Source organism: Pararhizobium qamdonense, from assembly GCF_029277445.1.
Taxonomy (GTDB): Bacteria; Pseudomonadota; Alphaproteobacteria; order Rhizobiales; family Rhizobiaceae; genus Pararhizobium; species Pararhizobium qamdonense.
Genome location: NZ_CP119568.1, coordinates 495,488 through 522,443, shown reverse-complemented (window position 1 = coordinate 522,443; position 26,956 = coordinate 495,488). Strand labels below are relative to the sequence as shown.

Annotated in this window: 25 protein-coding genes and 4 pseudogenes; 9 read left to right on the top strand and 20 right to left on the bottom strand. The window is 58.4% G+C overall.

Features of this window, described 5'->3' with window-relative positions:
- Nucleotides 1–6: 6 nt before the first annotated feature.
- The 3 genes from PYR65_RS27955 to dctP (PYR65_RS27945) form a co-directional block, all read right to left on the bottom strand.
- On the bottom strand, nucleotides 7–1,308 hold the full coding sequence (locus PYR65_RS27955; protein WP_276122011.1) for a TRAP transporter large permease: 1,302 nt from the start codon (nucleotides 1,306–1,308) through the stop codon (nucleotides 7–9).
- Nucleotides 1,305–1,823: a TRAP transporter small permease gene (locus PYR65_RS27950; RefSeq protein WP_276122010.1), complete on the bottom strand. Its 519-nt coding sequence runs from the start codon at nucleotides 1,821–1,823 to the stop codon at nucleotides 1,305–1,307. The genes PYR65_RS27955 and PYR65_RS27950 overlap by 4 nt, the downstream gene beginning before the upstream one ends.
- A gap of 105 nt (nucleotides 1,824–1,928) precedes the next feature.
- Nucleotides 1,929–2,915 carry a TRAP transporter substrate-binding protein DctP gene (gene dctP, locus PYR65_RS27945; protein ID WP_276122009.1) on the bottom strand — a complete coding sequence of 329 codons (987 nt, stop codon included), beginning with the start codon at nucleotides 2,913–2,915 and terminating at the stop codon, nucleotides 1,929–1,931.
- Between the two features lie 228 nt (nucleotides 2,916–3,143).
- On the opposite strand from dctP (PYR65_RS27945), the gene PYR65_RS27940 reads away from it, so the two are divergent.
- Nucleotides 3,144–3,818 carry a GntR family transcriptional regulator gene (locus PYR65_RS27940; protein WP_276122008.1) on the top strand — a complete coding sequence of 225 codons (675 nt, stop codon included), beginning with the start codon at nucleotides 3,144–3,146 and terminating at the stop codon, nucleotides 3,816–3,818.
- Between the two features lie 21 nt (nucleotides 3,819–3,839).
- Here the strand turns inward: PYR65_RS27940 and dctP (PYR65_RS27935) are convergent, their stop codons facing one another.
- From dctP (PYR65_RS27935) to PYR65_RS27920, 4 genes and pseudogenes are all read right to left on the bottom strand, one after another.
- Nucleotides 3,840–4,823, bottom strand: coding sequence for a TRAP transporter substrate-binding protein DctP (dctP, locus tag PYR65_RS27935; RefSeq protein ID WP_276122007.1), 984 nt, complete (start codon nucleotides 4,821–4,823; stop codon nucleotides 3,840–3,842).
- Between the two features lie 46 nt (nucleotides 4,824–4,869).
- A pseudogene (locus tag PYR65_RS27930) lies at nucleotides 4,870–5,772 on the bottom strand (SMP-30/gluconolactonase/LRE family protein).
- A complete protein-coding gene (locus tag PYR65_RS27925) occupies nucleotides 5,772–7,664 on the bottom strand; it encodes a bifunctional sugar phosphate isomerase/epimerase/4-hydroxyphenylpyruvate dioxygenase family protein (RefSeq protein ID WP_276122006.1) in 1,893 nt (630 codons plus the stop codon). The pseudogene PYR65_RS27930 and the gene PYR65_RS27925 overlap by 1 nt, the downstream one beginning before the upstream one ends.
- Complete coding sequence (locus PYR65_RS27920) at nucleotides 7,661–8,557, bottom strand: shikimate dehydrogenase (protein WP_276122005.1); 897 nt, start codon at nucleotides 8,555–8,557, stop codon at nucleotides 7,661–7,663. The genes PYR65_RS27925 and PYR65_RS27920 overlap by 4 nt, the downstream gene beginning before the upstream one ends.
- A 242-nt stretch (nucleotides 8,558–8,799) precedes the next feature.
- On the opposite strand from PYR65_RS27920, the gene PYR65_RS27915 reads away from it, so the two are divergent.
- Nucleotides 8,800–9,462, top strand: a complete 663-nt coding sequence (locus PYR65_RS27915) for a TetR/AcrR family transcriptional regulator (protein WP_276122004.1) — start codon at nucleotides 8,800–8,802, stop codon at nucleotides 9,460–9,462.
- Nucleotides 9,463–10,071: 609 nt separating this feature from the next.
- Here PYR65_RS27915 and PYR65_RS27910 read toward each other — a convergent pair.
- The 3 genes from PYR65_RS27910 to PYR65_RS27900 are packed head-to-tail and all read right to left on the bottom strand — an operon-like array spanning nucleotide 10,072 to nucleotide 13,549.
- Nucleotides 10,072–10,374 (bottom strand): hypothetical protein, encoded by a 303-nt coding sequence (locus tag PYR65_RS27910; protein ID WP_276122003.1) that lies wholly within the window; start codon nucleotides 10,372–10,374, stop codon nucleotides 10,072–10,074.
- Nucleotides 10,371–12,893 (bottom strand): cbb3-type cytochrome c oxidase subunit I, encoded by a 2,523-nt coding sequence (locus tag PYR65_RS27905; protein WP_276122002.1) that lies wholly within the window; start codon nucleotides 12,891–12,893, stop codon nucleotides 10,371–10,373. Before PYR65_RS27905 ends, PYR65_RS27910 begins: the two co-directional genes overlap by 4 nt.
- The gene (locus PYR65_RS27900; RefSeq protein WP_276122001.1) at nucleotides 12,890–13,549 is read right to left on the bottom strand and encodes a cytochrome c oxidase subunit II; all 660 of its coding nucleotides are present in this window, start codon (nucleotides 13,547–13,549) and stop codon (nucleotides 12,890–12,892) included. Before PYR65_RS27900 ends, PYR65_RS27905 begins: the two co-directional genes overlap by 4 nt.
- Before the next feature lie 45 nt (nucleotides 13,550–13,594).
- Here PYR65_RS27900 and PYR65_RS27895 point away from each other — a divergent pair, with 45 nt between their 5' ends.
- Complete coding sequence (locus tag PYR65_RS27895; RefSeq protein WP_276122347.1) at nucleotides 13,595–14,104, top strand: DUF2231 domain-containing protein; 510 nt, start codon at nucleotides 13,595–13,597, stop codon at nucleotides 14,102–14,104.
- Here the strand turns inward: PYR65_RS27895 and PYR65_RS27890 are convergent.
- Together PYR65_RS27890 and PYR65_RS27885 are read right to left on the bottom strand one after the other, a co-directional pair.
- Complete coding sequence (locus tag PYR65_RS27890; RefSeq protein ID WP_276122000.1) at nucleotides 14,074–14,583, bottom strand: CopD family protein; 510 nt, start codon at nucleotides 14,581–14,583, stop codon at nucleotides 14,074–14,076. The two genes, PYR65_RS27895 and PYR65_RS27890, sit on opposite strands and share 31 nt — an antisense overlap.
- On the bottom strand, nucleotides 14,580–15,128 hold the full coding sequence (locus tag PYR65_RS27885) for a cytochrome c oxidase assembly protein (RefSeq protein ID WP_328518522.1): 549 nt from the start codon (nucleotides 15,126–15,128) through the stop codon (nucleotides 14,580–14,582). The genes PYR65_RS27890 and PYR65_RS27885 overlap by 4 nt, the downstream gene beginning before the upstream one ends.
- 679 nt (nucleotides 15,129–15,807) lie before the next feature.
- On the opposite strand from PYR65_RS27885, the pseudogene PYR65_RS27880 reads away from it, so the two are divergent.
- A pseudogene (locus PYR65_RS27880) lies at nucleotides 15,808–16,150 on the top strand (class I SAM-dependent methyltransferase); the annotation flags it as partial.
- Nucleotides 16,151–16,620: 470 nt separating this feature from the next.
- Here the strand turns inward: PYR65_RS27880 and PYR65_RS27875 are convergent.
- The 3 genes from PYR65_RS27875 to PYR65_RS27865 all read right to left on the bottom strand — a co-directional run bounded on the left by PYR65_RS27875 (nucleotide 16,621) and on the right by PYR65_RS27865 (nucleotide 18,041).
- Nucleotides 16,621–16,821: a hypothetical protein gene (locus PYR65_RS27875; protein WP_276121998.1), complete on the bottom strand. Its 201-nt coding sequence runs from the start codon at nucleotides 16,819–16,821 to the stop codon at nucleotides 16,621–16,623.
- Nucleotides 16,822–17,078: 257 nt separating this feature from the next.
- Nucleotides 17,079–17,699, bottom strand: a complete 621-nt coding sequence (locus tag PYR65_RS27870) for a general stress protein (protein WP_276121997.1) — start codon at nucleotides 17,697–17,699, stop codon at nucleotides 17,079–17,081.
- A 33-nt stretch (nucleotides 17,700–17,732) separates the two neighbouring features.
- Nucleotides 17,733–18,041, bottom strand: coding sequence for a PepSY domain-containing protein (locus PYR65_RS27865; protein ID WP_276121996.1), 309 nt, complete (start codon nucleotides 18,039–18,041; stop codon nucleotides 17,733–17,735).
- Nucleotides 18,042–18,853: 812 nt separating this feature from the next.
- Between PYR65_RS27865 and PYR65_RS27860 the strand changes: the two genes are divergently transcribed.
- Complete coding sequence (locus tag PYR65_RS27860) at nucleotides 18,854–19,156, top strand: hypothetical protein (RefSeq protein WP_276121995.1); 303 nt, start codon at nucleotides 18,854–18,856, stop codon at nucleotides 19,154–19,156.
- A gap of 483 nt (nucleotides 19,157–19,639) precedes the next feature.
- Nucleotides 19,640–20,755 carry an IS110 family RNA-guided transposase gene (locus PYR65_RS27850; RefSeq protein WP_276121994.1) on the top strand — a complete coding sequence of 372 codons (1,116 nt, stop codon included), beginning with the start codon at nucleotides 19,640–19,642 and terminating at the stop codon, nucleotides 20,753–20,755.
- Between the two features lie 323 nt (nucleotides 20,756–21,078).
- Here the strand turns inward: PYR65_RS27850 and PYR65_RS27845 are convergent, their stop codons facing one another.
- From PYR65_RS27845 to PYR65_RS27835, 5 genes and pseudogenes are all read right to left on the bottom strand, one after another.
- A complete protein-coding gene (locus tag PYR65_RS27845; RefSeq protein ID WP_037103395.1) occupies nucleotides 21,079–21,306 on the bottom strand; it encodes a hypothetical protein in 228 nt (75 codons plus the stop codon).
- Nucleotides 21,307–21,321: 15 nt separating this feature from the next.
- Complete coding sequence (locus PYR65_RS30540; protein WP_328518528.1) at nucleotides 21,322–21,480, bottom strand: transposase domain-containing protein; 159 nt, start codon at nucleotides 21,478–21,480, stop codon at nucleotides 21,322–21,324.
- A 72-nt stretch (nucleotides 21,481–21,552) separates the two neighbouring features.
- A pseudogene (locus tag PYR65_RS30535) lies at nucleotides 21,553–21,836 on the bottom strand (IS66 family transposase); the annotation flags it as partial.
- Nucleotides 21,797–22,423 (bottom strand): IS66 family transposase, encoded by a 627-nt coding sequence (locus tag PYR65_RS30530; protein ID WP_328518521.1) that lies wholly within the window; start codon nucleotides 22,421–22,423, stop codon nucleotides 21,797–21,799. The pseudogene PYR65_RS30535 and the gene PYR65_RS30530, both read right to left, overlap by 40 nt.
- Nucleotides 22,345–23,140: pseudogene (locus PYR65_RS27835) on the bottom strand (transglycosylase domain-containing protein); the annotation flags it as partial. The pseudogene PYR65_RS27835 and the gene PYR65_RS30530, both read right to left, overlap by 79 nt.
- A 493-nt stretch (nucleotides 23,141–23,633) precedes the next feature.
- Here PYR65_RS27835 and PYR65_RS27830 point away from each other — a divergent pair.
- From PYR65_RS27830 to PYR65_RS27820, 3 genes are all read left to right on the top strand, one after another.
- Entirely contained in the window at nucleotides 23,634–24,083 is a 450-nt protein-coding gene (locus PYR65_RS27830; protein ID WP_276122346.1) for a BA14K family protein, read from the top strand.
- A 294-nt stretch (nucleotides 24,084–24,377) separates the two neighbouring features.
- A complete protein-coding gene (locus PYR65_RS27825; protein WP_276121993.1) occupies nucleotides 24,378–26,351 on the top strand; it encodes an OmpA family protein in 1,974 nt (657 codons plus the stop codon).
- 160 nt (nucleotides 26,352–26,511) lie between these two features.
- Nucleotides 26,512–26,847, top strand: coding sequence for a hypothetical protein (locus PYR65_RS27820; protein ID WP_276121992.1), 336 nt, complete (start codon nucleotides 26,512–26,514; stop codon nucleotides 26,845–26,847).
- Nucleotides 26,848–26,956 lie beyond the last annotated feature (109 nt).

Genomic DNA, 26,956 nt, shown 5'->3' with positions numbered 1-26,956 from the left:
CGTTTCTCAGCCCTGGTATCCGAACATTCTCGGTAACCAAAGGACCATGTCTGGGATAAAGGTGATGAGAAGCAGGCAGACAATCATCCAGAATAGAAACGGCAGTGCGTCGCGGATGATGTCTTTTACCGGCGCGCCCGAGATGTTTGTCATGATGAAGAGCAATAGTCCGTAAGGCGGGGTCACCAGCCCGAGCATGATGTTGACGACGACCATGACCCCGAAATGGACCATGTCTATGCCCAGCGCCTGTGCGGTCGGGATGAAGACCGGAACGATAATAAGCAGGATCGCGGTGCCTTCGAGCACGCAGCCGAGCAGCAGCAGGATGACGTTGACAAGGATCAGAAAGCCAGTCGGCGACAGATCCCAGCTCGTCATGACCAAGCGCAGGCTGTCGGGAATGTTCTCCACAGTCACGACGTAGTTGAAGACCAGTGAGCCAGCGATCAGCATGCCGATGGACGCGGTGGTCTTCGAACTTACCTTCAGCGCATCATAGAAGGCGGCAAACGAAATGCTGCGATAGATGACGATGGAGATCACCAGCGCATAGGCTGCCGCTAGGGCGGCCGCCTCAGTCGGTGTGGTAATGCCGCTGTAAATGCAGCCGAGCAGCACCACCGGCATCATCAGTGCCGGAAATGCCCGCCAGGTGATCATCGGGATCTCGCGCAGCGGAACCGCTTCCTCGACGGGGAAGTTCTTGCGGCGCGCCGTGATCGCCACCTGCATCATTTGCAATGCAGCCATCAGAAGACCGGGTACCATGCCGGCGAGGAAGAGGTATCCGATCGAGGCATCGGATACGAGCGCATAGATGACCATAGGAATTGATGGGGGGATGATCGGCCCGATGACGGATGTTACCGCCGTCAGCGCTGCCGCGTAGCTCGGTGTGTAGCGGCCATCCCTGGTCATCATGTTCTGCATCATCTTGCCGCTTCCGGCTGCATCGGCGATTGCCGAGCCGGACATGCCGGCAAAAACAATGCTCTGCACCACATTCACCTGGGCGAGGCCGCCACGGAACCGGCCGACTAACACGTTGCAGAAGGTCAGCAGCCTTTCGGTCATAGAGCCGATGTTCATGAACTCTGCAGCTAGCACAAAAAGGGGAACGGCGAGGATGATGTAGTTCGAATACATCCCGTTCAGAAATTGCTCTGCAACCGTGCCCATGTCCGCGCCGGTCATGAAGAGATAAAAGATAGAGCCGACCATCATTGACAGCCCGATGGGCAGGCCAAGAAATGCCAGCGCCGTGATGGCGACGATGGCGAGTGAGAAAGGACTGGTAAGGTTCATACGCCGGAGCTCGCCTTGGTGGGATCAAAGGCTTCGGGAGCCTTACCACGGATGGACTGTATGCCGAGCCACATGTAGCGAACGATCATCGCCACGGCGAAAACGACGTAGATGGAATAAAGGTAGTCGAAGCGGATCTTCAGGTAGGCCGTCTTTTCGACCTTCATGAAGCTCACATAGTCGATGATGGCCGGCAGCGAGACGCCGAACGCCACAATTAGTGCAGCTGCCATGATGATTGTCATGACGCGGCGTGCCTGGTCAGAGGCGCCTGCCCAGAAAAAGTCGAAACGAATTTCCTCGCTTTCGCGTACGACAAAGGCCGAGCCGAAGAGCACTATCCAGATCCAGAGCGCCACGCTGACTTCATGCGTCCAGCCGATCGACAGGTTGAGGCCGTAGCGAAAGACGATCTGAAGCAGGAACACCGCAAACATGCCGAAAAGCATGAAGGCAAGAATGTTCTCCGCTCGATCCCGCAACCATTCGCCAAGCGCATTGTATTTTTCGGACATAGGATCCCCCCGCTAGTTCGCATGGCGCTGCCCGGCCGCACACGCGATCGGGCACAAAGCTGTGGTTGTGCCTTATTGCTCCTCGCAGCAGGGCATTTGTCCAGTCTAAAGACCGGCGACCTTTTCAAGAATGCCCTTGGGCCAGGACTTGGCAAGGTCGGAGGCCAGGTACTTTTCCTGGGCGAACTTGCGGAAAGCGGCGACATCCGGCTCGTAGATCTCAAGACCGGCAGCCTTGAATTCGTCCATCAGCTTCTTTTCCTGTGCAAGGTGCTGTTCCTGGCTCCAGGCCATCGCCTTATCGGCGGCGGCTTGGAATGCAGTCTGCTGTTCCGGCGTCATATCGTTCCAGACCTTGCTAGAAACCGTCAGAAGGTCGTAGCCGATGAGGTGCGACGTCAGCACGACCTGCGACATGACTTCATAGAACTTCATGTTTTTGACGTTCGGAAGCGGGTTGTCCTGCCCGTCGATCGCGCCTGTCTGTAGACCGGTGTAGACTTCTGCATAGGCCATCGGTGTCGGATTCGCGCCGAGTGCCGTGCCAAGAAACTGCCAGGCATCGCCACCTGGCATGCGCAGCTTGATGCCGGCCATGTCTGCCGGGGTGGAAATCTTCTTGTCCGTTTTCAGACCGACTTGGCGGGCACCGAAATAGGTAGGGCCGAGAATGTGGACGCCGAGCTTATCTTCGGCCATCTTCTTGAATTCCGCGCCAGTATCGCTGTCGAAGAACGCCGTCACATGGGCTGCATCGCGGAAAAGATAGGCCGATGTCAGCACCGACCATTCCGGGATCTGATTGGAAATGTCCTGCGGCGCGATGTTGCCCATTTGCAGGTTGCCACGCTGCAGCGCGACGAGCTCTGTGCCCTGCTTGAAGAGCGTACCGCCGTAATAGGGCTCAAGCGTGAAACTGTCCTTGATCGCTTCGGCGAAGGACTTTGTCATCTCCGCGCGAATGTCCTGCTCTGAAAAAACCGCTGAGAATTTTAAGGCGGGCTTATCCTGCGCGAAGGCCGGCAGGCCCAACACCATAGAGGCAGCGACCGTCGCCCCAAGGAAATAGCGCCGTGTGAGTTCGAACGTCATATGATTGTCCTCCGCTTGCCGACCGGCTCTGCCGTCGGCTCTCCTCCAAAACCGATTTCCCTCCCGGAACTCGGCATCACTAATATTGTACGAAATGGTTCGTTTATGTCAAATGGCCAGCTCTCTGTCTATTCTGCTAGGAATGTCTCTCTTCAAATATGCCCTGTCAAATAACTTTTATCATAGATTTCTTTTTCTATCGGATATAAATCGCAGGGAGGAGATGCCATGACCCGCTATGAAATTGACCGTCAGGAGACCGCCGGCGAAGTAGCTTTCCGCCTGATCCGCCAAGACATTATTGCCGGCTCCCTTGCTCCCGGTCAGAAACTGAAGCTGGAGCAGTTGAAGGACCGCTACGCCGTCAGCGTCTCCACCCTGCGCGAAACGCTGTCGCGCCTCGCCTCCGAAAACCTCGTCGTTGCTGAGGGGCAGCGCGGCTTTGAGGTGGCGCCGGTCTCGGTTGGGGAATTGGAGAACCTCGGCGACCTTCGCCTGCTGCTCGAGGCCCACGCCGTCAGCCTGTCTTTCGCGGCCGGCGACCTCGACTGGGAGGCGCGCGTCGTCGCCGCCCACCACAAATTGTCCGCTGTTGAGCGGCGCCTTCTGGAAGGCGATCAGCACCGTACCGTAGACTGGGTTCGCTATGACTGGGAGTTTCACCAGGCACTTGCCTCCGCCTGCGGTTCCGCCGTCCTCATGGACGCACTCTCATCCACCTTCGATCGCTTCCTTCGCTACCACCTCTTGGCACAGAGCTTTCGTGGCAAGCCCGTGACCGACGATCACCGACAACTCTTCGAACTGGCAATGCAACGTGACGTGCACGGTGCTCGCGCCAAGCTGAAACACCACGTCCGGAGCGGCATTGACCATGTCTTGAAGACTGGCCGCATTCACTGAACCGGGAAAAGCGCACGGCCACTAAAGTGCATTGATGCGCTCTAGCATTCCCCTGGGCCAGGAGGCCGAAAGCGGCGACTGTAAATACTGCGCCTGCGCATAAGCTCGGAAGGATGCTACATCCGGCTCATAGACAACGAGCCCCTGCTCCTGAAAGAAACCGACAAGTTCGGCCTCCTGCTTTAGGTATTCTGACGTGCTCCAGGCAAAACCCTTCTTCGCCGCGTCTCGCATGCTCTGCTGTGCCTCCGGCGAAAGTGCGTCGAATACCTTGGAGCCCATCAGTAGCAGGCCGAAACCGATATTGTGCCCGGTGAGCACAATTTGATTTGTTACCTCATGGAACTTCATCAGCTTGTTGTTCGGCAGCGGATTGTCCTGCGCGTCGATCGCGCCGGTTTGCAGGCTCGTATAGGTCTCGGCATAGTCCATGGCGATCGGGTTGGCACCAATCGACTTCCCGAGGAACTGCCAGCTCTCGCCGCCAGGCATTCGCAGCTTAACGCCCGCCAGATCTTCCGGCTTCATGATCTTGCGGTCGCCCTTCAGGTTCACGTGGCGGGCACCGTAGTAGGCCGGCGCCAGGATTTCCACGCGCAGCTTCTCGCCGGCAATCTGGCGGAATTCCTCGCCGATGTCGCTACCGAAGATCGCATTGAGGTGCGCCGCGTCACGGACGACATAGGCCGCGCCAAGAATATCAAACTCGGGTGCTTGCTTGGCAAAATCAGATGGGGGCAGCATCGCCATTTCCAGATTGCCACGCTGCACGGCGACGAGTTCCGTGCCCTGCTTGAACAGCGTCGAATTGAAGTAGGGTTGGAATTCGTAGTTCGCACCGATTTCCTTGGCGAAGATCTCGACGAGTGCCACCGAGCGCGGCGCATCCGCCGTCGTCACGTCGGCAAAGCGCAGCCGCGTCGCCGCGAAAGCTGGCACTGGCATAGCCACAAGCGAAAATGCCGCTGCAGAGCGCGCCAGAAAATTCCGTGTGGTTATCAGCATCATCATCCTCCCAGATGGCGCGTGTCGCGCTCTTCCTCAGTCATTCTCAGATCGCAAATCGGTTTTCCGCGAAGCCCTGCGCGATGCCTTCGACGGCGAACAACCCGCCCGCCAGCGGTTGAGCTTCGCGCTGCTCCGGCGTCAGAAATTTTGCAGCCGTCGTGATGTAGAGGGTGCGAAAGTTGGCGCCACCGAAACAGACGCAGGTCGGATTGCTGACGGGCAGCAGAATAACGGTGTCGATGTGCCCGTCCGGTGCATAGCGAACCACCCGGCCGCCGGCAAAAAACGCCGTCCAGAGCCCGCCGTCCACGTCGAAGCAGGCGCCGTCCGGTCGCTCGCCCGTCGTCGAGTAGTCGGCGAAGAGACGCCGGTTCGCGATCGTTCCATCTGCCGCATCCATGTCGAAGACCCAGCTTTGATATCGCCGCGTGTCAGTGAAGTGGAACCGCCGGCGGTCCGGCGAAAAGGCGATCCCGTTGCTGACGATGACATCGCCGAGAACACGCTCGACGGTCCGGTCGGGATCGACCCGGTAGAGCGCACCGTTAGGCCTGTGTAACTGGTTATCCATCGTTCCAATCCACAGCCGGCCCCAGGGATCGACCCGACCGTCGTTCAGCCGGTTGTCCAGCCCGGCCTCGACCTAAGCAAAAGGTGCGAGCGTACCGTCCGGAGCGCGCGCGACAAGCGAAAGATCTCGCGCCAGGAGGTGACCGCCGGATTGTGTCAGCGCCTGGCTGCCGAGAAACGTTGCCTCGCGATCCGGAAAAATCTCGTGGAACTGAAAAAACGGATCGAAGCTCTGGAGTTTGGGTTTCTCGATGTCGATCCACCAGAGTTTGTGTGTGCGGTCGCACCACAGGGGCGTCTCGCCGAGCTGGTCGGCGGGGCGCAGGATGCATTCGACCCGTTCGCTTCCGATCGTCCTCGTCGCCCTGCCATCCATCACTCAGTTCTCGGTAGGCCGGCAGGGCGCAGGTTCTTCTTCAGCGCCGCGATGCGGAAAATCGCGTTCGCCGCGCCATAACCGCGATAATCGCGCCGCTCGACGATCTCAAAGAAGAAGCCTTCGCCATACGTCGGGCTGTAGAGCTGGAAATACTCGCCGTGCTCGTCGCGATCATAGAGGATATTCTCCGCCTTTAGCGTCTCGGTTAGGTCCGGATCGAGCCCAAAGCGCGCCTCGACGTCGCCGTAGTAGTTGGGCGAGATGTGAAGCGGATGAAAGCCGTTTGCCCGGAGTGCCGCAGCGGTCGCAAAGATGTCGTCTGTGGAAAAGGCGATGTGTTGGACGCCAGAACCGAAATTCTCTGCAATGAAGTGACCGGCGAGCGTGCGGCGGTTCTCGGCGCCGTTCATCGTGATGCGGAGAGACCCCGCGCTGTTCTGGATCACCTGGCTGCGTACGACACCTGATGGGTCGATAATGTCGACGACTGGCGACTTCTCCAGTTCGAAAATCGAGGTGTAGAAGAGCAGCCAGGTTAGCATTTCCTCATAAGCAACCGTCTGCGCGATGTGGTCGATACGGGAAAGCCTCGCTGGTGCGATGTCGCTGCTGTCGTCGACGGATACAAAATCGATGTCCCAGACGCGACCGAGATCGGCCTTGCCGTCGAGAAGATAAAGCAGCCCGCCGCCGACACCGCGGATGGCGGGAACCTCGACTTCGCCCTGGTCGACAGACTGGCTGAACGGTTCCGCGCCAAGCGCCACCGCCCGCGCCATCGCTTGCGAAGCGTCGTCCAACAGCAACCCCATCGCATAAGCTGACGTGCCATGCACGGCATACGCAGCGTTGGCGAAACCGACGTCCTCCGTGTTTACGACGATACGGATGGTGCCCTGTTCGTAGAGATCGACCTGCTTGGAGCGATGCCGCGCCGTCCGGCGGAAGCCCAACGTCTGCAAGATCGCGGTGAGCTCCGCCGCATCGTCCGCATCGGCGGAAAACTCGATGAAGCCGATGCCCGTAAGGGGAACGCGTTCCGGCATGGGTGCCAGCGTTAGGCCGGCGGACGCTGGGCGCCGACGCACTTGGTCGCCGAGATAGACCAGCGACCGCTGGCCGTCCGCTGCGATCGCCGTGGCCGAGCCGCCGCGAAACTGGTCGTTGAAGATTTCGAGCGAGAAGTAGCCATCATAGCCGGTCTCGGCGATCGCCGCGGTGAAATCCGTGACGGCAAGGTCACCCTCGCCCGGCATATTGCGAAAATGCCGGCTCCAGTAGAGCAGGTCCATGTCAATCAGCGGTGCGTCAGCCAATTGCACGATGAATATGCTCTCCTTCGGGATCGATCGGATCGAATTAATATCGATCTTGCGCGCAAGCGAATGGAAGCTGTCGAGGATGATGCCGACGTTCGGGTGTTGCGCCCGGCGCACAATCTCCCAGGCGTCGCGGTGATCGGAGATATGCCGCCCCCAGGCCAATGCCTCGTAGCCGACCCTCAGCCCTCGTTTCGCCGCCCGTTCGCCCAATTCGTGGAAGTCGGCAGCTGCCCGGTCAATGCCGCCGAGCGAGACCGGCGAAACGTTCGAGCACACCAGCACCAGATCGGTTCCGAGCTGCTGCATGATGTCGAACTTGCGTTCGGCGCGGTCGAAGGTGCCGGAGCGATGCGGCTCAGGCATCCCCTCGAAATCGCGGAACGGCTGGAATAGCGTGATCTCTAGCCCGTGGTCGCGAACCATCTTCCCGACATCGGTCGGGCTGCCGTCAAAGGCAAGAAAGTCGTTCTCGAAGATCTCAACGCCATTGAAGCCTGCCGCTGCAATCGCCGCCAGCTTGTCAGGCAGTTCTCCGCTGATCGAGACGGTGGCGATTGATGTCTTCATCCAAGCGCTCCCAGGAGGTTTTGGCCCAGATCGCCTGTGCCGGTCATTTCCATGAAGTGGCGCATCATTCTCGAGGCATCTGCCTCGTGGCCGGTGAAAAGACGGAAAGCGCCGACAGCCTGAAACACCGCCATCCCGCCGCCATCGACCACACGGCAACCGCGCTGCCGCGCCTCGGCGAGAAGTGTCGTCTCAAGCGGGAAATAGACGATCTCGGCAACCCATTGGCGCGCAGTCAAAAGATTGGCATCGAGCGGCAGTCCGGGATAGTTCGCCATGCCCGTGGGGGTCGAGTGGATTAGGCCAGAAGCATCCGACATTGCAGCAGATAGATCGCTCCCGGCGGCAATCCGCGCCGATGGAAAACGCGCCTCCATGGCAGCGACGAGTTTGGAAACCCGGCCGTCATCTGGGTCGAAGATGGTCACCGCGTCCGCACCCAGCATTAGGATCGCATAAACCGTCGCGGCCCCTGCCCCACCGGCACCGAGCTGGACGACATGGCGAAGCTCGACGTCGAGTAGACGACGGCGGAAGGCCTCCGCGAAACCCCACCAATCGGTGTTGTGGCCATGGCGCTTGCCGTCGCGCAGCACCACGGTGTTGACGGCGCCAAGGGTCGCGGCATCCTCCGAAAGGGTGTCTAGCAGCGGAATGACGGCCTGTTTAAAGGGATGTGTGATATTGAGGCCGATAAACCCCTTAGCCTCCGCCTGTTTGATCAGTTCGGAAAGGCGCTCGGCCCCTGCGCCCAAGAGATCGAGGTCGAGCAGGTCGTAACGATAGGTAAAGCCCTGACTGTGCGCTTCTGCCATATGCATGGCGGGCGTCAGCGATGCTTGAATACCAGAGCCAATTAGTCCAGCCCGCATGATCGTGGAAGAGTTGCTCATCTTTACCACCGCGCATTGCGCGGCCAGCGTACGCTCCGACGCATCGTGCGGCCCTTCCCGTCGTTCCGGCCAAGACCGGATTCTCACTACGGCAGCAAAGATATTGTACTAACTAGTACGTGTCAAACAGGCGCCGTTGAAACGAAACCCTGATCCGCCTATGAACAGTGAACAGGTTCGCATGCCCGGGAGGTAGAGTATGCGGGCTGCTCACCGAACGCCCGATCTGGATGCTGTAGAAAATGCCAAACCTAGAGCGCAGCGCGCGTAAGAATGACCCCGAAAAAACGAAAAAGGACATTCTGAACGTCGCCACTGAAGAATTTGCAGCCCACGGCCTGGCCGGTGGCCGGGTCGATGCGATCGCAGAGCGCACGCGCACGTCCAAACGAATGATCTATTATTATTTTGGCAGCAAGGAGGATCTTTACCTTGCCGTCTTGGAGAGAGCGTATCGAAAGATACGCTCCCTCGAAGCTGACCTGGAACTTAGTGATATGGCGCCGGTCGCTGCACTCAGGACTCTCGTGGCCAGCACTTTCGACCACGACGAGCGCAACCCGGATTTCGTCCGGCTGGTCAGCATCGAAAACATCCACCGGGCAGCGCATATGCGAAGGTCTGGCGAGATCAAAGACCTTAACGTCTCAATCATTCGCACCCTCGAGGAGATCCTACAGCGTGGTAAGGAGGATGGAAGCTTCAGGCGCGACATCGACCCTATCGACCTACACATGCTAATCAGCGCGTTCTGTTTCTTTCGCGTATCCAACCGGCACACCTTTGGCACTATTTTCCGCCGAGACCTATCGGACCCGACGCTATATGATCGCCACAAGAAATTGATCTCGGATGCCGTTCTGAGCTACTTATGCACGCCGCCTCCTCCTCACGATAGGCAGTGAAACGGTTTGCACCCTTAGTTCGATATCAGTGAAAGCGAGGCGACTGCGGACGCGGGCTCGGGACTGTAAGGGCCTCTGTACGCCTTGAACGGATTTGAACAATCGCCCCGTTCCAGAGATCAACTAAATATCTGTATTTCGTATTATTACTACCGCCGACCCTCAATGCTCGTTTATCATTCAGACACACAGGCCTGATCTGGTTTCAATAACCACAGCTTGGCAGCGTTTAATGTTTTGAAGCATGCCAAATCTTCACGCGTGATCGAATGGCCCTCCGGGCGCGCTCACCACTGGCTCTCGTGTATTTTATCCGGATTACATTTGCTCCAATGCGGCGGCTTCCCCGAGGTCGATCAGCGCCCCGAGTTCACGACCTTGTCCGACCCGCTGGCGCAAGCCGGGCGAGGTGTCAGCCGTCATCATTGATCAGGATTGGGGAGCTCCGGTTTTCATGTGTCCTAAGAGGGTCAAGAGCGTGACGAGCATCTCTTCATCCTCGGGGGTACCGTCGAATTGCGCATTCCGTAGCGTCGCAAACGCAGCTATTTCCCGATCTTCTTGAGCCGGGCCTACATTAAGCGATCGAAATTGCCCAAAGCTAGGCGATCAAAGGCAAGCCGAGGCGGCAAGTACCGGCATTATGGTCCACAACGCCGCGACAAGGGCGGTCGAAGCAAGTGCTGTGGCCGTCGTCTGCACAAAACGGGCAGGGGACGGAGCGTAGAGGACTGCAATCAGTGCTATAAGCTGAAGGACAATCGCAATAGCCCAGGCGGCAAGCAGAACGGGGCGCGCCTCGAGGTCCGCGGGCCAATGGCGCGAACAAGACAGCCCCTGCAGCGCGTAGACTGCGCTAAAGCCGGTAAGCCAAACTGTAATCGGCAGCGAAAGGCGCAGGATTTCGATCATGCAAACGCTCCTGGCAACCACGCCGCCGCCAGCGCTACAAGCCCGGTGGCGACGGTAAAATCCGCCCAGAGCCTCACGATCCGTGCCTCGCCAATGCGAGCGGGCGAGGCATATCCCGCAGCCCCCCTCGCAGCCAGATAGAACAGCATGATTGAGGACAGGAATGTGTGCAGCCCCACATGGCCCGCCAGTAACCACAGCGTGGCATCATAGGCATGGCTGGCAGGGTCGGGCCGATCCAGTATCACGCTCGCCGCAGCTATGGCCAGTGCCAAGGCGCCGACAATTCCAAGGGCGATCGTGGGCCACACAGCGCCGCCCCTAGCAATCGCACGCACCGCAAGGCGCGGCCCCGCGGTCAGCGCCAACGCACCCGTCAGCGCAAGGATGACGGCCCAGAGCTGCGGCTGAAGATAGGAGTGTGGAGGCCAGTTCGGGGCAACGGTCCACAGGAACGCGTAGCCAAACAGCAGTGATCCGAAATGTACGCCGTCCGCAAGCAACAGGAACACCGATCCCCACCACCCCGGCGGGTCGGGACTTTCGGATGCCAGCGGCAGCTTCGCTCCATGTCCCGCGTCAACGTGCCCTTCGTCCGCACGCGCGCCCAGACCCCATGCCCAGACAAGCGCAAGCGCGACCACGCCCACAAGCGCAAGACCCGCGACGATATAGGCGTCGAACAAGGGGGCCAGAAAGGATGTGCTGGTGACCACGGCCAGAAGGAAAGGCAGCACCGAATTGCCTGGCAGCACCACCACTTGCGATGGCTCACCGCGCGCAGTTGACACGATCAGCGTCTCGCGCCGGTTCCGGGATGCATCGCCAAGATAGCCCTCGCCCCTCGCGATGTGCAGCGCAAGGTCCGGGTCGTCGTGCAGCGGGTAGCGGCCTTGCACGATGGGGATTGACGCAAAGCCGTAAGCAGGCGACGGGATTGCCGCCGCCCATTCCAGCGTTCCCGCCCCCCACGGGTTGCGCCGCCCCCGCACGGCGACAAACGCATTCACCGCCACATCAAGGATGATCAGCGCAAATCCGATGGCCATCACGAAGGATGCGATGGAGGCGACGAGGTTCAATGCCGTCCATCCCTGATCCGCGTCATAGGTCCAGGTCCGCCTTCGTTGACCCAGCAACCCCGCCATGTGAATCGAAAGAAATGTGATGTGGAACGACGGCACCACCAACCAGAACGCCACCTCTCCCAGTTTGAAAAACCGCGTCCGCCCGGTGAGCAGAGGCATGAAGTAATAGATCGCCGCGACCATCGGAAAGACATAGCCGCCGATCAGCACATAATGCAGATGCGCCACCACGAAATGTGTGTCGTGGACCTGCCAGTTGAACGGCACCACAGCCAGCATCACCCCTGTCAGCCCGCCTATTACGAAGGTTGCAAAGAATCCCATGATCCACAGCATCGGCAATTCCATCCGGGCGCGGCCCTTCCACAAAGTTCCAATCCACGAAAAAATCATGACCGAAGTTGGCACCGCGACGAGCGTGGACGCCGCTGAAAAGAACGCGAGCCCCATATGCGGAATACCGGTCGTGAACATGTGGTGGACCCAGAGGCCAAAGCTAAGCACGGCCAGCGACACAGCCGCCGCCACAACCCAGCCGTAGCCCAGCAAGTTGGTGCGCGCCATCACCGGCAAGATGGTGGCTATCATGCCCGCAGCGGGCAGAAAGATGATGTAAACCTCAGGGTGACCGAACAGCCAGAACAGGTGCTGCCACAGCAGGGGGTCGCCGCCGTTTTCCACCTTAAAGAACGGCCAGTTCAGCGCGCGTTCCACCTCCAGCAGTAGCGAGCCAAGGATCATCGGCGGAAACGCCGTCAGAATCATCACCGACACGACCAGAATATACCACGCAAAGATCGGCATTCGCGACAGACTCATCCCCGCCGCGCGGTAGCGCAGCACAGTCACGATCACCTCAATCGCCGTCGCGATAGCCGAGACCTCGATCGATGTAATACCCAGCAACCAGACATCGGCCCCAATCCCCGGCGAAAATGCCGCCGAGGACAGCGGCGGATACATGAACCAGCCACCATCGGGGGCAAGGCCCATCAGCATGGCGATAATTACCGCACTGCCGCCAAAGATATAAACCCAAAGTCCGTAGGCCCCAAGGCGCGGGAACGCCAAATCGCGGGTGCCCAGCATGCCCGGCAGCAGTAGCATCGACATCGCCTCGAAGAACGGGATCGCGAACAGGAACATCATCACAGTGCCATGCATCGTAAAGATCTGGCTGTAGACCTGCGGCTCCATGAAGGCCGAGTCCGGTGTCGCAAGCTGTGTGCGGATCAACATGGCAAGGATGCCGCCAATGACAAAGAACGAAGTGGCGACAATCAGGAACAAGGTGCCGATGTCATTGTTGTTGCTGGTGGTAAACCAGCCCCGAAAACGCTGATCGGACCCCCATATGCGCGCAAGGCCCCTGTGTAGGCGTAGCGCCTTCCCACGCGGCTGTGAGACGGATGAAGGACGGTCATCGGTCATTGTGTGCCTCCTACCAGGAATGTGGCCCAGGACGCCGCATCATGCGCCTCAACCTTAAACACATGCTCCCGGTATCCGCGTCCGCTGAACTCGGCACTTTGACCGTCATATGTGCCCGGGCGTGCGGCCTCGATACGCAGGACGTTCACATGGCCAGGTAACGCATCAAGCTTGCCCGCCAGACGTGGCACCCAGAACGAATGGATCACATCAGTGCTGGTGATCTCGACATTCACGGGGCGGCCCGCAGGAATGTGCAGCACGCCTTCGGTTGCAATTACTTGGTCCTCGCCATAGCGAAACGTCCACGCCCATTGCCGCGCCTCGGCCTGAACGGTCACTAGATCGAGCGCCTCGCGTGGTAGCAATCGCTCACCGATGGAAAGACCATATCCTGTCAGCGCAGCCAGCGTTACCAGCGGAAAGCCAAGCCCAAAACCCCAAATCCAGACACGGGTTCCGCTCTCGTCCTTGCCATCAACTGACGGATTGGCAGGGCGATAAGAGGCGGCAATTAACAACGCCATAACCAAAAGAAAGATTGCCAACCCGCAAGCCAGCATGACCCACCACAAATCTGCAATAGTATGTGCTGCCGGTCCCGCAGGATGCAGCATCGAAAGCCGTGCTTGGCAACCAGTTGCGATCTGAAGCATTGTCACAAATGCAGCACCGCGAAGGAGTCTCTGGTGACACAAAAGATGAAGCAAGTGGCAGAGGATATTGCCCCGTTGGAAGACCCGATCACCAGCGATCCCGCATTTCAGCAAACCGAAAGCCGCGTCGCGATCTGGGGTCATCCGTTGCATGCCATGACCGTGGCCTTCCCGGTGGCGCTGACGTTTTGTGCCTTTGGGGCCGACGTGCTTTACTGGTGGTCGGGGCAGGAACGTTGGGCTTGGGCGGCGCTTTGGGCTACAGGCACCGCCTTTCTTTTCGGCCTGCTGGCAGGGGCCAGCGGCACGATGGAATTGCTGATGGTCCCCGGCATCCGAATTCGCGCTGCAGCCTGGACGCATTTCGTCATCGCCGTCATGCTGCTGTCCCTGCTGGGGCTGAACTGGGGGTGGCGGCTGAACGGATACGAGTCCGCCATTCTGCCTTGGGGTATCCTCATGTCCAGCTTTGCGGTCATTGTCGTGGCGGCAACGGGGTGGCATGGCGGTAAGCTCGTTTTCGACTATGGTTTGGGGGTATCAAAGGGCAACTGACGACCCAAAGGTTGCAAAAGCCACGACGGCATCGGCATTTCGCCCAGTTCGGGCTTGGCCAGAACAAGAAACAGAACGCCGACCACCAGACCGAAAATAAAAATGGTTGGAACCAGAGGCTCGGGAGGTTCGTGCTCGCCTTCCGTTTCGGCCACGGCAACGATCGTATGCCCCACCCATGCGTGCATTCCAACAAGCCCTGTGACAAGGATGAGTTTTCCAAAAATCCACACGGTGAAAACCTCACGAATGAAGATCAGGGTTGATCCTGTGACAATTGCCAAAACCGCCACTGGCGTGATGATCCAGACATATCCGAAATGCGTGGCGCGGCGGATTTGCGCGAATTCGGCCTGCACGATCGCGCGGTCGTGGCGGGCTAACATGCGGGGCAAGGCGATCAGCCCGGCAACCCAGACCGCGACGAAACTCAGGTGCAGCGCCTTGAGATGTGGAACCAGTCCTTCAATGCAGATCACTGGAGTTCTCCCATCTCGCGCCACGCCCGTCGTGCCAGCATCCACCCCCACACAGCAAAGGGCAGGCCCGCTGGCATCCACATCACGAGCCCGCCAAGCTGCTGGTCAGACAGCGGCGACAGCCCCCAAAGCAGCGGTGCCGTTGCGTGGGTTGCATAGACCGCATTCGGCGCAAGGGTCAGGATCGCGCCCAACAGTCCCATCGCAAGATAGGCCAGAAATACCCACCCCACGCCCGACCCTCCGGGTTGCGAAAACACTGCACGCCAGAAGAGATATGCAGACCCAAACAGGGTCGCCTGCATGGCCCAGAAAACCGCCATATGCCCCAGAGCCGCGTCATAAGCCACAGGCGCATGCCACAGCCACAGCGCGACCGTGGCCTGAAGAAATGGCAGACCCACCCCCGTTGTCCGCCGGGCGGGGCGCGAGAGTGCAAAAAGCGGGGCTGCAACCGCCACCAGAAGAACATGATGCACAACCCGCGCTGAAAACAGCGCCGAGGACAGAGCGCAAAGCGGCGATAGGAACGCAAATGCTAACACGATTATGGCCGCAGCACCGGGGCGGTTCCGCCCCGCCCAAAGTGACAACGTGACCAAGATTGCAAGTGCCCAAGGCTCGATATTCCAGCGTGATAAGAGATCCGCCGGTATCGGCGCAGGGCCACAATAGCTGCCCTGCCAATTGCTCACGTCGAAGCCGGAAAAGCGGGTGTTGCGACACTCATTTCTTTACTCCTGTGCGGAAGGCTGTCGGCAGCCATCTCATCGTCTACCTGCGGCTTTAGGATCGAATTTACCTCCAACGCCCCCAGACTACTACAACATGTCGGTGCACGGATCGACTGCCGCACCGCCCCAATTGTTTGCCTCTGCGGTCGCGCACCACAGGAACCTACCTTGAACAGACGGCGGGGTATAGAGCCAACGGGAAGTGCGTCGGTCAGCGTCCAAAGCTCCGGCAGCGTCGTGTGATTATGGTCGCCACAAGCACATCGGCAAAGGCAGCGCTGGCGACAGTAGCTTGCCCTCCGCCTCGCTAGCCGCACGGCGCGCTCCTCAACGAGGAACAATAGTTGCCCGGTGCTGCAATCCAGGACGAAGGTGACCCTTGCTTCGTCGTCCGCACCGGCGCGGTACGCTCACGCCGTTGCGCATGATGGACCCTCATTGCTCGCCGAGACAAGGCCTTCGACCAGCGTATGTCCAGAACATGGTCAAGCTTGTCGCCGCCGGCAATGACCGTGCCAAGGTCCTACAGCATTCCAGCATTCGCTTCGAAGAGGGCGACGCGAGCGATCTGGTCAACCTCGAAGATGGGGAATTTGACGTCGTCGTCTCGATCTTCGGCGCCATGTCCGCAACCAGGCCAGGCGATGTAGCCCCGGCGATCCCACCCTCGTGGCGCAGATACTCAGGATCAGCTCTGCCTACTCACCGCCGCCACCGGAAGGCTTCGTCAGTCCGATGACCTGGGGCGTGGAAGCCAGTGTGATCGAGCGCTTCGAAGCCGCCGGCATTCCCCTTATAACATCACCTGTGAGAAAGATACTTACACATTAAATTATATTAGCATTCACGCACACATCATGCCGTACCGATCGTTTTTCACCCGAAGCAGACAGCTTCGAAATTTGCGACGTGGCCTGTTCGAGATCCCTTTGGGAACTATGGCAAACTCGACTCTCTCAAGTGACAGTGTGATTTCCCGCAGGTGGCGGAGATACCGATGGGTTATGAGTGGAATGACAAACGCGCAAGACGAGCGCGGTCCCGCAAAATTACGGCTGCCGCGATCTGGATCGCAGCCGTGGTGGGTGTGCCCACGTCCATGGTTATGGCATTTGCACACCTCAATCAAATGCCATGCTCACCGATGTCCAAGTAATCCCTCGCAACTAAATTCATGACAAGCCGAAAACATGCCTCTCTAGAATGTCTAGTTTGGGGCTGGTGGCAGACTGCCCGCTTCTGGGTGCTTCGAGCAAGAAGCCAAAGATCTACCCCTAGCGCCGAGTGCGGTGACTAAGCGTCTTCAGCGGCTGGCGTCAATCGATTTGGTTTTCGACAATTTCATATCCAAGAGCGCCGCCAGAAAAATTCTTATTTTTTTCGCCTCTGCCGGCGCCAGTTTCCAGCTCGTCAACCCCCACATTGTCCCGAATTTCACGCAAGCCTGCTTAGAAGTCTTGCCGCCGTCGAACCAACGCGGCAGAAAGTATGCATTTCGGATCAAGCGCCGTCACCGATTCTCCAAGACGGGAGATAGGCGAAACTGGCCATATGACGAGGTGAATATTGTTTGCAATCAAAGATCAGCGAATATTGCAGGAAGCTTCGCCAGCCACCTAAACAGGCCTCATTGTGCCAGCCGCGTGCTTTGAACAATGCTGAAAGGCGCTACATTGGTGGCGTTCTTTATGGGAGGAAAACCTCCGTGCGCACGAACGGGGCCGATCAGGCCCCATTCGCTTAAACTTCAAACAATCTGGATTAAACAGATGATGCGCGGCCCGCATAACGCGCGCGCTCCTCATCGATTTCCGCCTTTGAGTAAGGATTGGCGCTGTCGTCGAAGGCTGTCCAACCCTGACCTTCATAAGCAGTACGCCGCGCCGAAAGATCGACCCAGTTCGAACGCTTGAGAATGGCTTCTGCCTCGGTGGCACGGGCATCATTGACCTTAGCCGTGACGAGGGTACCGCCACGACGCACACCTTCAGCGTAAACATGGGCGTCTCGTTCGTCGACGCCGGACTCCGTCAGAGCTCCTACGATGCCGCCCGCCGCACCACCGACGACCGCGCCGGCAACAGCGCCGGCAGCCGTGGCGGCAAGCCAACCTGCGGCAACGACCGGGCCGACGCCTGGGATGGCCATAATGCCAAGACCAGTCAGAAGACCGCCTACGCCGCCAACGGCAGCGCCGATCCCTGCCCCTGTTCCTGCATCCTCGGCGACATCATTGTCATTGTCGTCGTCGTTGTAGCGTCCGTCCGAATTGTTAGAGACGATGCTGATGTCACTGTCGGAAATACCTGCCGCCTTGAGCTGATCCACTGCTGAGGTCGCATCAGAGTAGTTGTCGAAAAGACCTGTCACTGTTTTCGTCATGGTGTTTCTCCTCGTTATTGTTCTTGATCGCGCTTACTTGGCGACGACGTTGCCCTGGTAGTCCAATGACACCACTATGGCCTTGCCGTCCTTGGTCGCCTTGCCCTGCCAAACTCCCTTGTCGTCGAGCTTCAGCTCGGTGACGCCGGCATAACCGGCTTCGGTAATGCGCTCTTTTGCCTGATCTTCCGTGAAGCTGTTCGCCCCTTCGACGGGTGCGCTTGCGTTCTGCTCGGAAGGTGTGGCGACGACCGGGTTATCGCCGTCCGGCTTGGTTTCCTGTGCAAATAGCGAGGTCGCGGAAAAGGCGATGGCCGCTGTTGCGATGAGAAGTTTTTTCATGAGGTTCTCCTGTTGGGATCGTTGGTTGATCCTGGCGATCACAACACGCCTGATATTATATAGTTCCAGTACAACAGGCCGTCGAACCGCCACCGAGACCTATGCCTTACGTGTCGTAGACCAAAGTCCTACATTAGAGTCGGATCGTTCCAAAGATCTGACAAGAAGTCCTTGGAACTGAACAGACCGAGCGCGTAAGCTGAATGGGTCGGCAACAAACCCGTCGCCATAAAGGTTATGCATAGGGCCAATATCTGAGGAGGTCGGTGTCGCTTCAACATTGGAGGGAGTGACTATGGGGATGGCGGCGTCTTTCGCCTCGATATGATGATGCCTTTCTTAATATGTTACGGCGGCGGCGTGAGCGACAGAGCATCGCATTAGAACTTCGCCTGGAGCATTGATTAGGGCAATCAATTGCAGGGCCGACATGATTATCCAAGCTGCGCGGACAATCGGGCAATACGCGTTAAAACCAGCGACGCGATCCAGGCATCATCGCCGAGGGTGATGAGGTCAGGGAAGCACCGTCGCGCTCGATGCTGACCTGACTTCCTCGGCATAGCCTGTTGAGCGCGACGAGATCGTCCATTAAGTTGCCCTCCAAGTCTTAGGCTGAACAGTTTGGGTACACAGAAACCGTTGCGCTGCACGACACTAGGCACGCCTAAGTTACTGCAAATGCAACCTTCACCCCGCTGGGCAAAGACTCTGCGATCCTAAAAGGTGCAAAACGGAGGTTCGTCTGATACTTTCTCGGACAAGGGAAGCGCGGGCCCGCCCCGGCGGGCTTTTTTGTCTATGAGGTATCCATGAGCTTAGAGAGCCGACGATCAACGATCCGAAAGCTGATCATCAGCGAGGGCATCGCTGGACGCCCGATCGAGGATGATGCGGACTTCTTATCGCTGGCGGAACGTTGGATCCACCGCGAAATCGACATGAAGGAAATGCGTAGGCTGTATCAGGGTGTTCGGGATGAACGGCGTCGACGAAAGTGGGGTGGTGCGGACAGTGCAAGCGCGGTTTCCCCCTCGGTGAAGGAACCGCCATCGTCGACTAATGACCTGTTGCCTGAAATCGCGCGGATCACACAAGCCATTGAGGAAAGGTGATGCCCTTAAGCTCGCTGCCTTTCCGTGCAGCACGGCTATCAGACCCAGCAGACTATGCCGTGACCATCGCCGCAACCGGCTCCAACGCTATGCAAAATGAAAGATTCGCATTTCCACCGGTTGTTCTCACCGCGCCATTTGGCGTATTCAAAGCCGCCAAGGCTCTAACCGCGGCTAGTTAAAGTTCAGTGGCAGGTCACCGACATTCGAGGCAGCAGACGATTTGTGCCAATCTCGACTATGGCGTCGGAATCTCCCCGATAGATAAAGATGAGCTCACGAACTCCTGACTTCCGGTGCTTCCATCATGCTCCAGCATACATCGTCAGAGACATCCATTGAGGGCCACGATAGCGCGAGCATCCAGGTGAACTGGGGTAAGACCGTATGTCCGTCTTCGCGCCTGGGGTGGCTCGTCCTACACTGGTCTTCCGAGGGTTGCTCGGACGGGCCGAGCCGATCCTCATCACAGGAGGACGAGCCGTGGCAGAGTATAGAGAAGCTTTTGTCGGAATCGATGTTGCCAAATTGAAGAATGCGATTGCTGTTGCCGAATCTGGACGGGACGGAGAGGTTCGCTATTTCGGCGAGGTTGATGCATCTGATGTCAGCATGCGCCGCATAATTCAGCGAATAGCCGCGAAGTTTGATTACGTGCATTTCTGCTATGAAGCGGGCCCGACGGGTTATGGCCTCCATCGGCTGATCCAATCCCTTGGCCATGAATGCGTGGTTGTCGCCCCGTCATTGATTCCGAGGAAACCTGGCGACAGGGTGAAGACGAACCGTCGAGATGCACTCGCGCTCGCCCGGCTATTGAGGGCCGGCGAGCTCACAGCGGTGTGGGTTCCCGACGAGGGCCATGAAGCTATGCGTGATCTTGTTCGTGCTCGGGCTGCTGCTGTCGAGACATTACGGGTTCACCGGCAACAGATAAGTGCCTTCATGCTCAAGCATAGTCGCATCTATCCACGCAAGAAGGGCTGGACGATGCGCTACCTGCGTTGGCTGCAGGAGCAGCAGTTCGACCATCCGGCGCATCAAATAGCACTTCAGGAAATGGTCGAGGCCGTGCGCGTCTCGAAAGAGCGCGTCGAACGGATGGAAAAGGTGATCGAGGAATTCATTCCGACCTGGTCGCTGGCCCCAGTCGTTCGAGCTCTGCAGACGTTGCGAGGGGTCGATTTGATCGTCGCGGTCACCTTCGCCACGGAGGTTGGCGACGTGACCCGATTTGAAAGTCCGCGCCAATTGATGGGCTATCTCGGCTTGGTTCCTGGTGAGCGATCAACGGGTGAGACGGTCAGGCGGGGCTCAATCACCAAGGCAGGCAACGGTCGGGTTCGGCACATGCTGGTCGAAAGCGCTTGGACATATCGCCATCCGCCGAAGGTTGGCGCGAGGAAGCTGTACCATCTGGAGCAAGCGCCTCCGAAAGTGCGGGAGATAGCATGGAAGGCTCAGAGCCGGTTGACGGCTCGTTACCGAACGTTGACCGGACGGGGAAAGCGAACGACGGTGGTTTGTACCGCCATTGCCCGCGAGCTCAGTGGCTTCATGTGGGCCGTTGCAAGGGAGGCGCAGTCGATCAGATCGTAGATCGCAGCATTGAACTTGCACCTCGCGCATGGGCGGGGGCGGAACACCGGCAGGGGAACACCCGTCAGACGCTTTGTGGCCGGCATTCGACCGACGCCCGCAGTAAGATCGGAATAGCCCCGGACGCACAATCGGGAATGCGGTAGCCAACCCGCGCATCAGAGCTTGATCACCGACGTCCTTGAGTTCCGCCTCCACCCATGTGCGATCATCAACATGAACGGCCGTTTCTCCGGAACGGTAGTTTCCTCGCGCTCAAAGCATTGACAACGGACATCAGAGCGCTGTTCTGGGGCCACGGGAGCTGACGTCAGCGTGTCCAGCTATTTTGTGCGCTGCTGAGCAGCTAGCCTTTCCGCTTCTGCCAATGCGGCAGTTTTGCTTTTAAAAGGACCGATATCGTTTTCTTCCGTGTCAGGCAGCCACTTCGCAAGGAACCACCAGCCTCCAGATCGATAACTGGTGCTGCTTCTCACTGATCCGATATTCTTCGCAAAGAACCAGCCCGTGTCGATGCCGTCCTGCTCCCATGAGATGTTCTGCTCTGTCACGGTGCACTCCACGTCTTATTCTATTGGGACCATTTTATCGGTCCTATATGACCACGGCAACAACTCTTCGAGCTGGCTGTTGGGATGGCCATTGACTATTTTGGTGAGCACGTCGGCGAGATAACCAAGCGGTACAACGTCATTGAGTTTTGCGGTTTCGACGAGCGAGGCGATGGTCGCCCAGTGCTCGGCCCCCGCATCGGAGCCTGCAAACAGCGCGTTCTTGCGATTGAGGGCAATCGCCCTGATGGATCGCTCGACATGATCGGACGGCTTTTTACTTGCCGAGCGGTGCTGCGCTCTGTGTGCGTGCGGCCACGTATCTCGTCTTCGATCTTGTAGAATTCGGCAATGCGTCTGAGTACCTCGGTGGCAATAGGCGCGGGACCGGCGGCCGCCAGTTCGTAAAAGCGCCGACGAACGTGAAACCAGCAGAAAGCCAGCGATACGGTGTTCTTGGCAGCCAACGGGCGATAGCCGTTATAGCCGTCTACCTGAAGAATGCCGACGAAGCCGTCGAGATGGGCCATCGGACGCTCGGCTTTGCGATCCGGCGCGTAGACATAGACGACGCCGGGCGGATCGGTTCCCTGCTAAGGCCTGTCATCGCGGGCATACGCCCAGAGCTGGCCGGTCTTGGTTTTGCCCCGTCCCGGATCAAGAACCGGGGCCGTCGTTCGTCGGCGAAGAGCTTGGATGATGTCTTCAAAAGGTCGAGCAGCCGTTGATGAACGGGCCGCAGGTGCCAGGCGGCTCGGCCGCCCCAATCGGCAAGCGTCGAGCGGTCGAGATCGACCCCTTGCCGCTTGCAGATTTGCGCTTGGCGGTACAATGGCAGCTGATCGGCATACTTGGAGACCAGAACCTGGGCGACGGTTGCTTCGGTCGGAATACCGCCTTCGATCAGCCGGGAGGGAGCCGGAGCCTGAACCACGACATCCTCGCAGGCCCGACAGGCATACTTCGGGCGGCGCACGACCAGCACACGGAACCGGGCGGGGACAATGTCGAGCTTTTCGCTGACGTCTTCGCCAATTCGACGCCCCTCATTGGCGTACCATCGTCGTTGCCCACCCAAACACCTGCAACCAAAGGCTCTGTGAAACCCACGAACCACGCATCCCTGTTGTTCTGACTGGTGCCTGTCTTGCCAGCTCCAAAGAAGCCGAGGGATGTCGCACGCCCCGTGCCTTGTTCTACGACCAACTGGAGCAAAGTCATCAGGTCCTGCTGGTACTCGGAAATATCCACCAAAGGTTCAATCCGCGGTCCAATACGGAAAGCGCGCGGCTGCGCTTCTCCCTGAAAATCGATAACACCCCAAGGCTCAATCGGCGAACGTCCGGAGCGCACCGATGCGTACGCTCCTGTCAAATCAAGTAGATTGACCTCTGACTCGCCCAGGGCGAGTGCTGGACCTTTGGTCAGAACTGCATCAAATTCCAAGTTCCCTGGCTGCGGCAGCGACGTTTTCGATTCCGACCTCTTGTGCCAAGGCAACGGTGGCGGCGTTGAGGGAATGGGCGAAGGCTTCCGCAAGGGTTACACGGCCACGGTATCTACCGCTCGAGTTTTCCGGCGACCAGCCATCGATCTCGATTGAGCGATCGTCAATCCGGTCACCAAGAGTGAAGCCCTTTTTCAAGGCTGCATAGAATACGAACAGCTTGAACGTAAACCCTGGCTGCCGCATGGCGGCGACAGCGCGGTTAAACTGGCTGGCTTTATAGTCGCGTCCGCCCACCATCGCGACAACTGCACCATCGGGCGTCATTGCGACCAACGCGGCCTGCGATACACCGCGTGTCTCTCCCTCTTCATCGAGGGCGCGCTTTGCTGAACTGCTGGCCGGCTTTGTCCAAAGGGTGGCCACAGATCCTCTTTCGCGGTGGAAAGGATGACTGTATCGGTTGATTGCGCAGATACCTCAACGCTCGAGGGCTGCGACTTTTCGGCTTCGTCAGGACCTGTTTGCGGTGTACCCGACTTCCCGGAGTCGGGCCCTCCGCGACCACATTTTGGCTTTGAATCGTCCTCGGTGCCGGGCATTCATATCGCTTTCATGTCTCTACATCCAATCTAGTGCCTAATGCGCGTCTGGGAAGGCATGCAGTTCTGCAATGATTTTTTTCGTAACCAACGTGGGATCCGTTTCGGCTCGGGTCGAGCCCGGCGACTAACAGGTCGCGGGCATCGGTCGATGCTGCACCGGACTAAGGTCTTGTGCCGGAAGCGCAAAGGTCCCGGACGCTGGAATTAAGGAACATAGGCGGAAGTGGGTCGTTCAAGTGGCGGTGAAGCAAACGGCATATAGAAAGGCTAATACGATGCAAATATTAGGTTTGAATATCGCACCCCTCGCGCTTTCGGTAGCATTGTTCGCGACCTCATTCTCGCCCGCAGGAGCTTTTACGGGACCTCGGCATACTCAAATCGCTCAACTCGGGCAAGATGTTGAAGTTGTACAATATCGCCGACGCGATGGTGACTGGCGCCGACGGGACGGATTTTACCGTCGTGGGAATGAGGCTTACTATAATGGCCACCGTGGATATTACGAGCGTCGCCGCGGGTATCGTCGATATAACGGCGTATGGTTTCCGTTGGGTGCGTTTGCCGCCGGCGCGATTATTGGGGGCGCGGTTGCAGATCGGCCGGTTCGATACGGAGGGAGCCATGTGGAGTGGTGCGCCAACCGTTACCGCAGCTACCGGGCATATGACAATACTTATCAGCCCTACAACGGGCCGAGGCGCCTGTGTAATTCCCCATATTGAACAGCATCAATCGCAAAACATGAGGAACGGCCGGGGATAGATTCCGGCCGTGGAATGCGTAACAAAGACATCCCGGACCCCGTGCTGCTGACGCGTTATTCGGTCATCGTCTTCTCCGACATTTAGCCTCAAACTCGGCGCGCGGTTATCGACACACCTGCGTGTTTCACGTCACCACGAGACTAATCGCGAGCGTTGGAAACGCAGTTGCGGGGGGGGGGAGACTCTATCAAGCATCACCAACCAAGAGGGCTGAGGGCCTGCGGTTTACCCAAACCCCGAAGAAGGAATATAATGACCATTCGATCCAGACTTTTTGCGACCGTCGCATTTCCGCTGCTGACGATGGTTGTCGCGGTCGAGCCTGCTCTAGCAGACAGCCTGATGAAGCCGTTTGAGGTCGCGCAGGAAGGCGGCATCTCAAAGGACGGCGGCCAACAGGCACCGGAGGAACCATCGCGCAAGAAGCGCAAGCAAGGTGCCGAACATTCCCAAGAGGAGCCGGCTGCCGAGGACGTTGAGCCGAGCCGCGCTGAGCCCAAAAAGCGCCAGCGGCCCGAGCAGCAGCAGGAAGCACAGCCGCCTAAAGAAGAACAACCGAGTCGTGCCGAGCGGAACAAGCGCCAGCGGGCGGAACAGCAACAGCAGGAAGAAATCCAGTCCTCCGGCGAGAACGACGTAGGCAAGGCAGCTGATAAGAAGGCCAAGGCGCGTGCTAAACGCGAGAAGTCTCAAAATGCCGACCAGCAACAGCAGGAGGAACCCCGGCCCGCCCCCGATGACGAGGCGGCCGAGACTGCAAAGGAACGGGCGACGGCACGTCCCGAACGCCAGAAGCGCCAGGATGCAGAAGGCCAGCAACAGAAGGATGCTCAGCCTTCCAGTGAGAATGAGGCTGCTCAGAAGACTGCCCAAGAAAATCGACGTATTCGCGCCCAGCAGAAAGCCCCGGCCAAACAAGAAGACGGACAGCAGCCGGTGGCTGAAGGCGATCTGCGCCCGGCAATTGACGCCGATGCGAGTGAGACTCGACCCAAGGCTATCCCGGACATCGTAGATACGCGCAGCAATGGAGAAAATCAGAAAGTTGCCCGCGATCCCGCAGCTTCCAACGATACGATTGCGCTGCCCGTCGACAACGGTGCCGCCGTTCTGGACAGCGACAAGGATGCCGACAACGCCGACGGCGATGCCCGCGAAACGCGCCGCAAGCAGCGTGAGCGTGCCCGCGCCAAAGAAGAGAATGTGGAGGTTCCGAAATCGGATGAGGAAGCTCAGTCGAGCCTCAACGAACGTAGTCCAAGCCGCGAGAAATTGGACGCAAACATCAAGGAACAAGGTCGCCGTGTCGATGGCGTTCCCGAATTCAACGCCAAAGACTTGATTGATGCTTTTACCGGCAACGACGGCCGTCGGCCGCGGATTGACGACAGCCGCGACAACAGGTTGGTTCTCGATTTTGACAACCAGCTCATCGTGCGGGGCGACGACCGTCCGCGCCTGCGCCTCAACGCCCGCGAAACCTATTATGAAGAACTCTCAGGCGGGCGGTCCCGCGAGGTCATCCAACGGCCGAACGGTATTCGCATCGTGACGATCTATAATCGCTACGGCGATATCATTCAGCGTACGCGCATCGCCCAGGACGGGCGCGAATATTTGATGATCTATGCGGCCGAGACCGACAACGATCCACGTCCGCCACTTTACGATGTCGGCCAGGACCTGCCCCCGATGCGCCTGCGCGTGCCGGTTCGCGACTACATCATCGACACGTCGAGCGAGCCAGATCGTGACTACTATGACTTCCTTGCGGAGCCGCCGGTGGAACAAGTCGAGCGCACTTACTCAATCGACGAGGTGAGGAACTCCGCTCGTATCCGTGATAAAGTGCGTCGTATCGATCTCGATATAATCACCTTTGCCACGGGCAGCGCGGAAGTGCCGATGTCGCAGGCGAATACCCTGCGGAAAGTTGCAGACGCGATGCTGCAGGTGATCAAGAAAGACCCCGGAGAAACCTTTTTCATCGAAGGTCATACCGATGCGGTCGGTGGCAACGAGCCGAACCTCGTACTCTCGGACGAACGTGCTGAATCGGTCGCTTCTCTGCTGACCGAAGTCTACGACATCCCGGCTGAAAACCTGGTGACGCAAGGTTATGGCGAGCGCTTCCTCAAGGTCCGCACAGAGGAAGCCGAACAACAGAACCGCCGGGTGACTGTCCGTCGCGTCACGCCGCTTGTGCGTCCCGTAGCCCAGAATTAGGGAAGGCATTTCAACCGGACACACCCGCGAAACATTCCCTGCGGTGGATGGGCAGCGCGGTGTCCGATACCTGCGCTGCGGGACAGGCACCGTTCACCAAACGTATTTTAACCAGTCGGCAAGGCAACCGTAATTCCCCTCAGAATTCAAGGAAGAACACATGCATATCGAAGCCCCGAACCTACGCGAAAACCATCCTGATCGTGACCTGCAATGTCAAGACTGCATAGAAGGCATTGTGCAGGAGATCATCGCCGAAGCGACAAGACAGGGGTGGGAGTCGGTCGAGACGGTGCAGGCCATGCAAGAAGTACTTATGAGATTGCGTCTCGGCTTTGCCGGAGGTCTTGATCCGGAAGATCCACTGAACCTGGCGCCCCAGCCATACTATGATGACCAAATCGAACCTTCGACCCTTCCACCGGGTCGTCAATTATCGGGTTACCATCTCCGCAAACCTGCCTTGAGGCGTCAGCAAGATCTCCCTCTAACCTGAAAGCGAGGTTCGCATCGTAGACCTAGAGTCAATCCAGAAAGCTGGCAGTCTCGAAGCGACTACCGAGTAGTTTTGTCCATGAAATGTATGTTGTCCGCAGATTCCGAAA

Bases quoted from the DNA above. Each gene is read 5' to 3' on its own strand.
- PYR65_RS27955 (WP_276122011.1), bottom strand. From the start codon at position 1,308: ATGAACCTTACCAGTCCTTTCTCACTCGCCATCGTCGCCATCACGGCG.
- PYR65_RS27825 (WP_276121993.1), top strand. From the start codon at position 24,378: ATGACCATTCGATCCAGACTTTTTGCGACCGTCGCATTTCCGCTGCTG.
- PYR65_RS27860 (WP_276121995.1), top strand. From the start codon at position 18,854: ATGAGCTTAGAGAGCCGACGATCAACGATCCGAAAGCTGATCATCAGC.
- PYR65_RS27865 (WP_276121996.1), bottom strand. From the start codon at position 18,041: ATGAAAAAACTTCTCATCGCAACAGCGGCCATCGCCTTTTCCGCGACC.
- dctP (WP_276122009.1), bottom strand. From the start codon at position 2,915: ATGACGTTCGAACTCACACGGCGCTATTTCCTTGGGGCGACGGTCGCT.
- PYR65_RS27925 (WP_276122006.1), bottom strand. From the start codon at position 7,664: ATGAAGACATCAATCGCCACCGTCTCGATCAGCGGAGAACTGCCTGAC.
- PYR65_RS27905 (WP_276122002.1), bottom strand. From the start codon at position 12,893: ATGACCGATGACCGTCCTTCATCCGTCTCACAGCCGCGTGGGAAGGCG.
- PYR65_RS27950 (WP_276122010.1), bottom strand. From the start codon at position 1,823: ATGTCCGAAAAATACAATGCGCTTGGCGAATGGTTGCGGGATCGAGCG.
- PYR65_RS27830 (WP_276122346.1), top strand. From the start codon at position 23,634: ATGCAAATATTAGGTTTGAATATCGCACCCCTCGCGCTTTCGGTAGCA.
- dctP (WP_276122007.1), bottom strand. From the start codon at position 4,823: ATGCTGATAACCACACGGAATTTTCTGGCGCGCTCTGCAGCGGCATTT.
- PYR65_RS27820 (WP_276121992.1), top strand. From the start codon at position 26,512: ATGCATATCGAAGCCCCGAACCTACGCGAAAACCATCCTGATCGTGAC.
- PYR65_RS27870 (WP_276121997.1), bottom strand. From the start codon at position 17,699: ATGACGAAAACAGTGACAGGTCTTTTCGACAACTACTCTGATGCGACC.
- PYR65_RS27915 (WP_276122004.1), top strand. From the start codon at position 8,800: ATGCCAAACCTAGAGCGCAGCGCGCGTAAGAATGACCCCGAAAAAACG.
- PYR65_RS27910 (WP_276122003.1), bottom strand. From the start codon at position 10,374: ATGATCGAAATCCTGCGCCTTTCGCTGCCGATTACAGTTTGGCTTACC.
- PYR65_RS27900 (WP_276122001.1), bottom strand. From the start codon at position 13,549: ATGCTTCAGATCGCAACTGGTTGCCAAGCACGGCTTTCGATGCTGCAT.
- PYR65_RS27895 (WP_276122347.1), top strand. From the start codon at position 13,595: ATGAAGCAAGTGGCAGAGGATATTGCCCCGTTGGAAGACCCGATCACC.
- PYR65_RS27940 (WP_276122008.1), top strand. From the start codon at position 3,144: ATGACCCGCTATGAAATTGACCGTCAGGAGACCGCCGGCGAAGTAGCT.
- PYR65_RS27920 (WP_276122005.1), bottom strand. From the start codon at position 8,557: ATGAGCAACTCTTCCACGATCATGCGGGCTGGACTAATTGGCTCTGGT.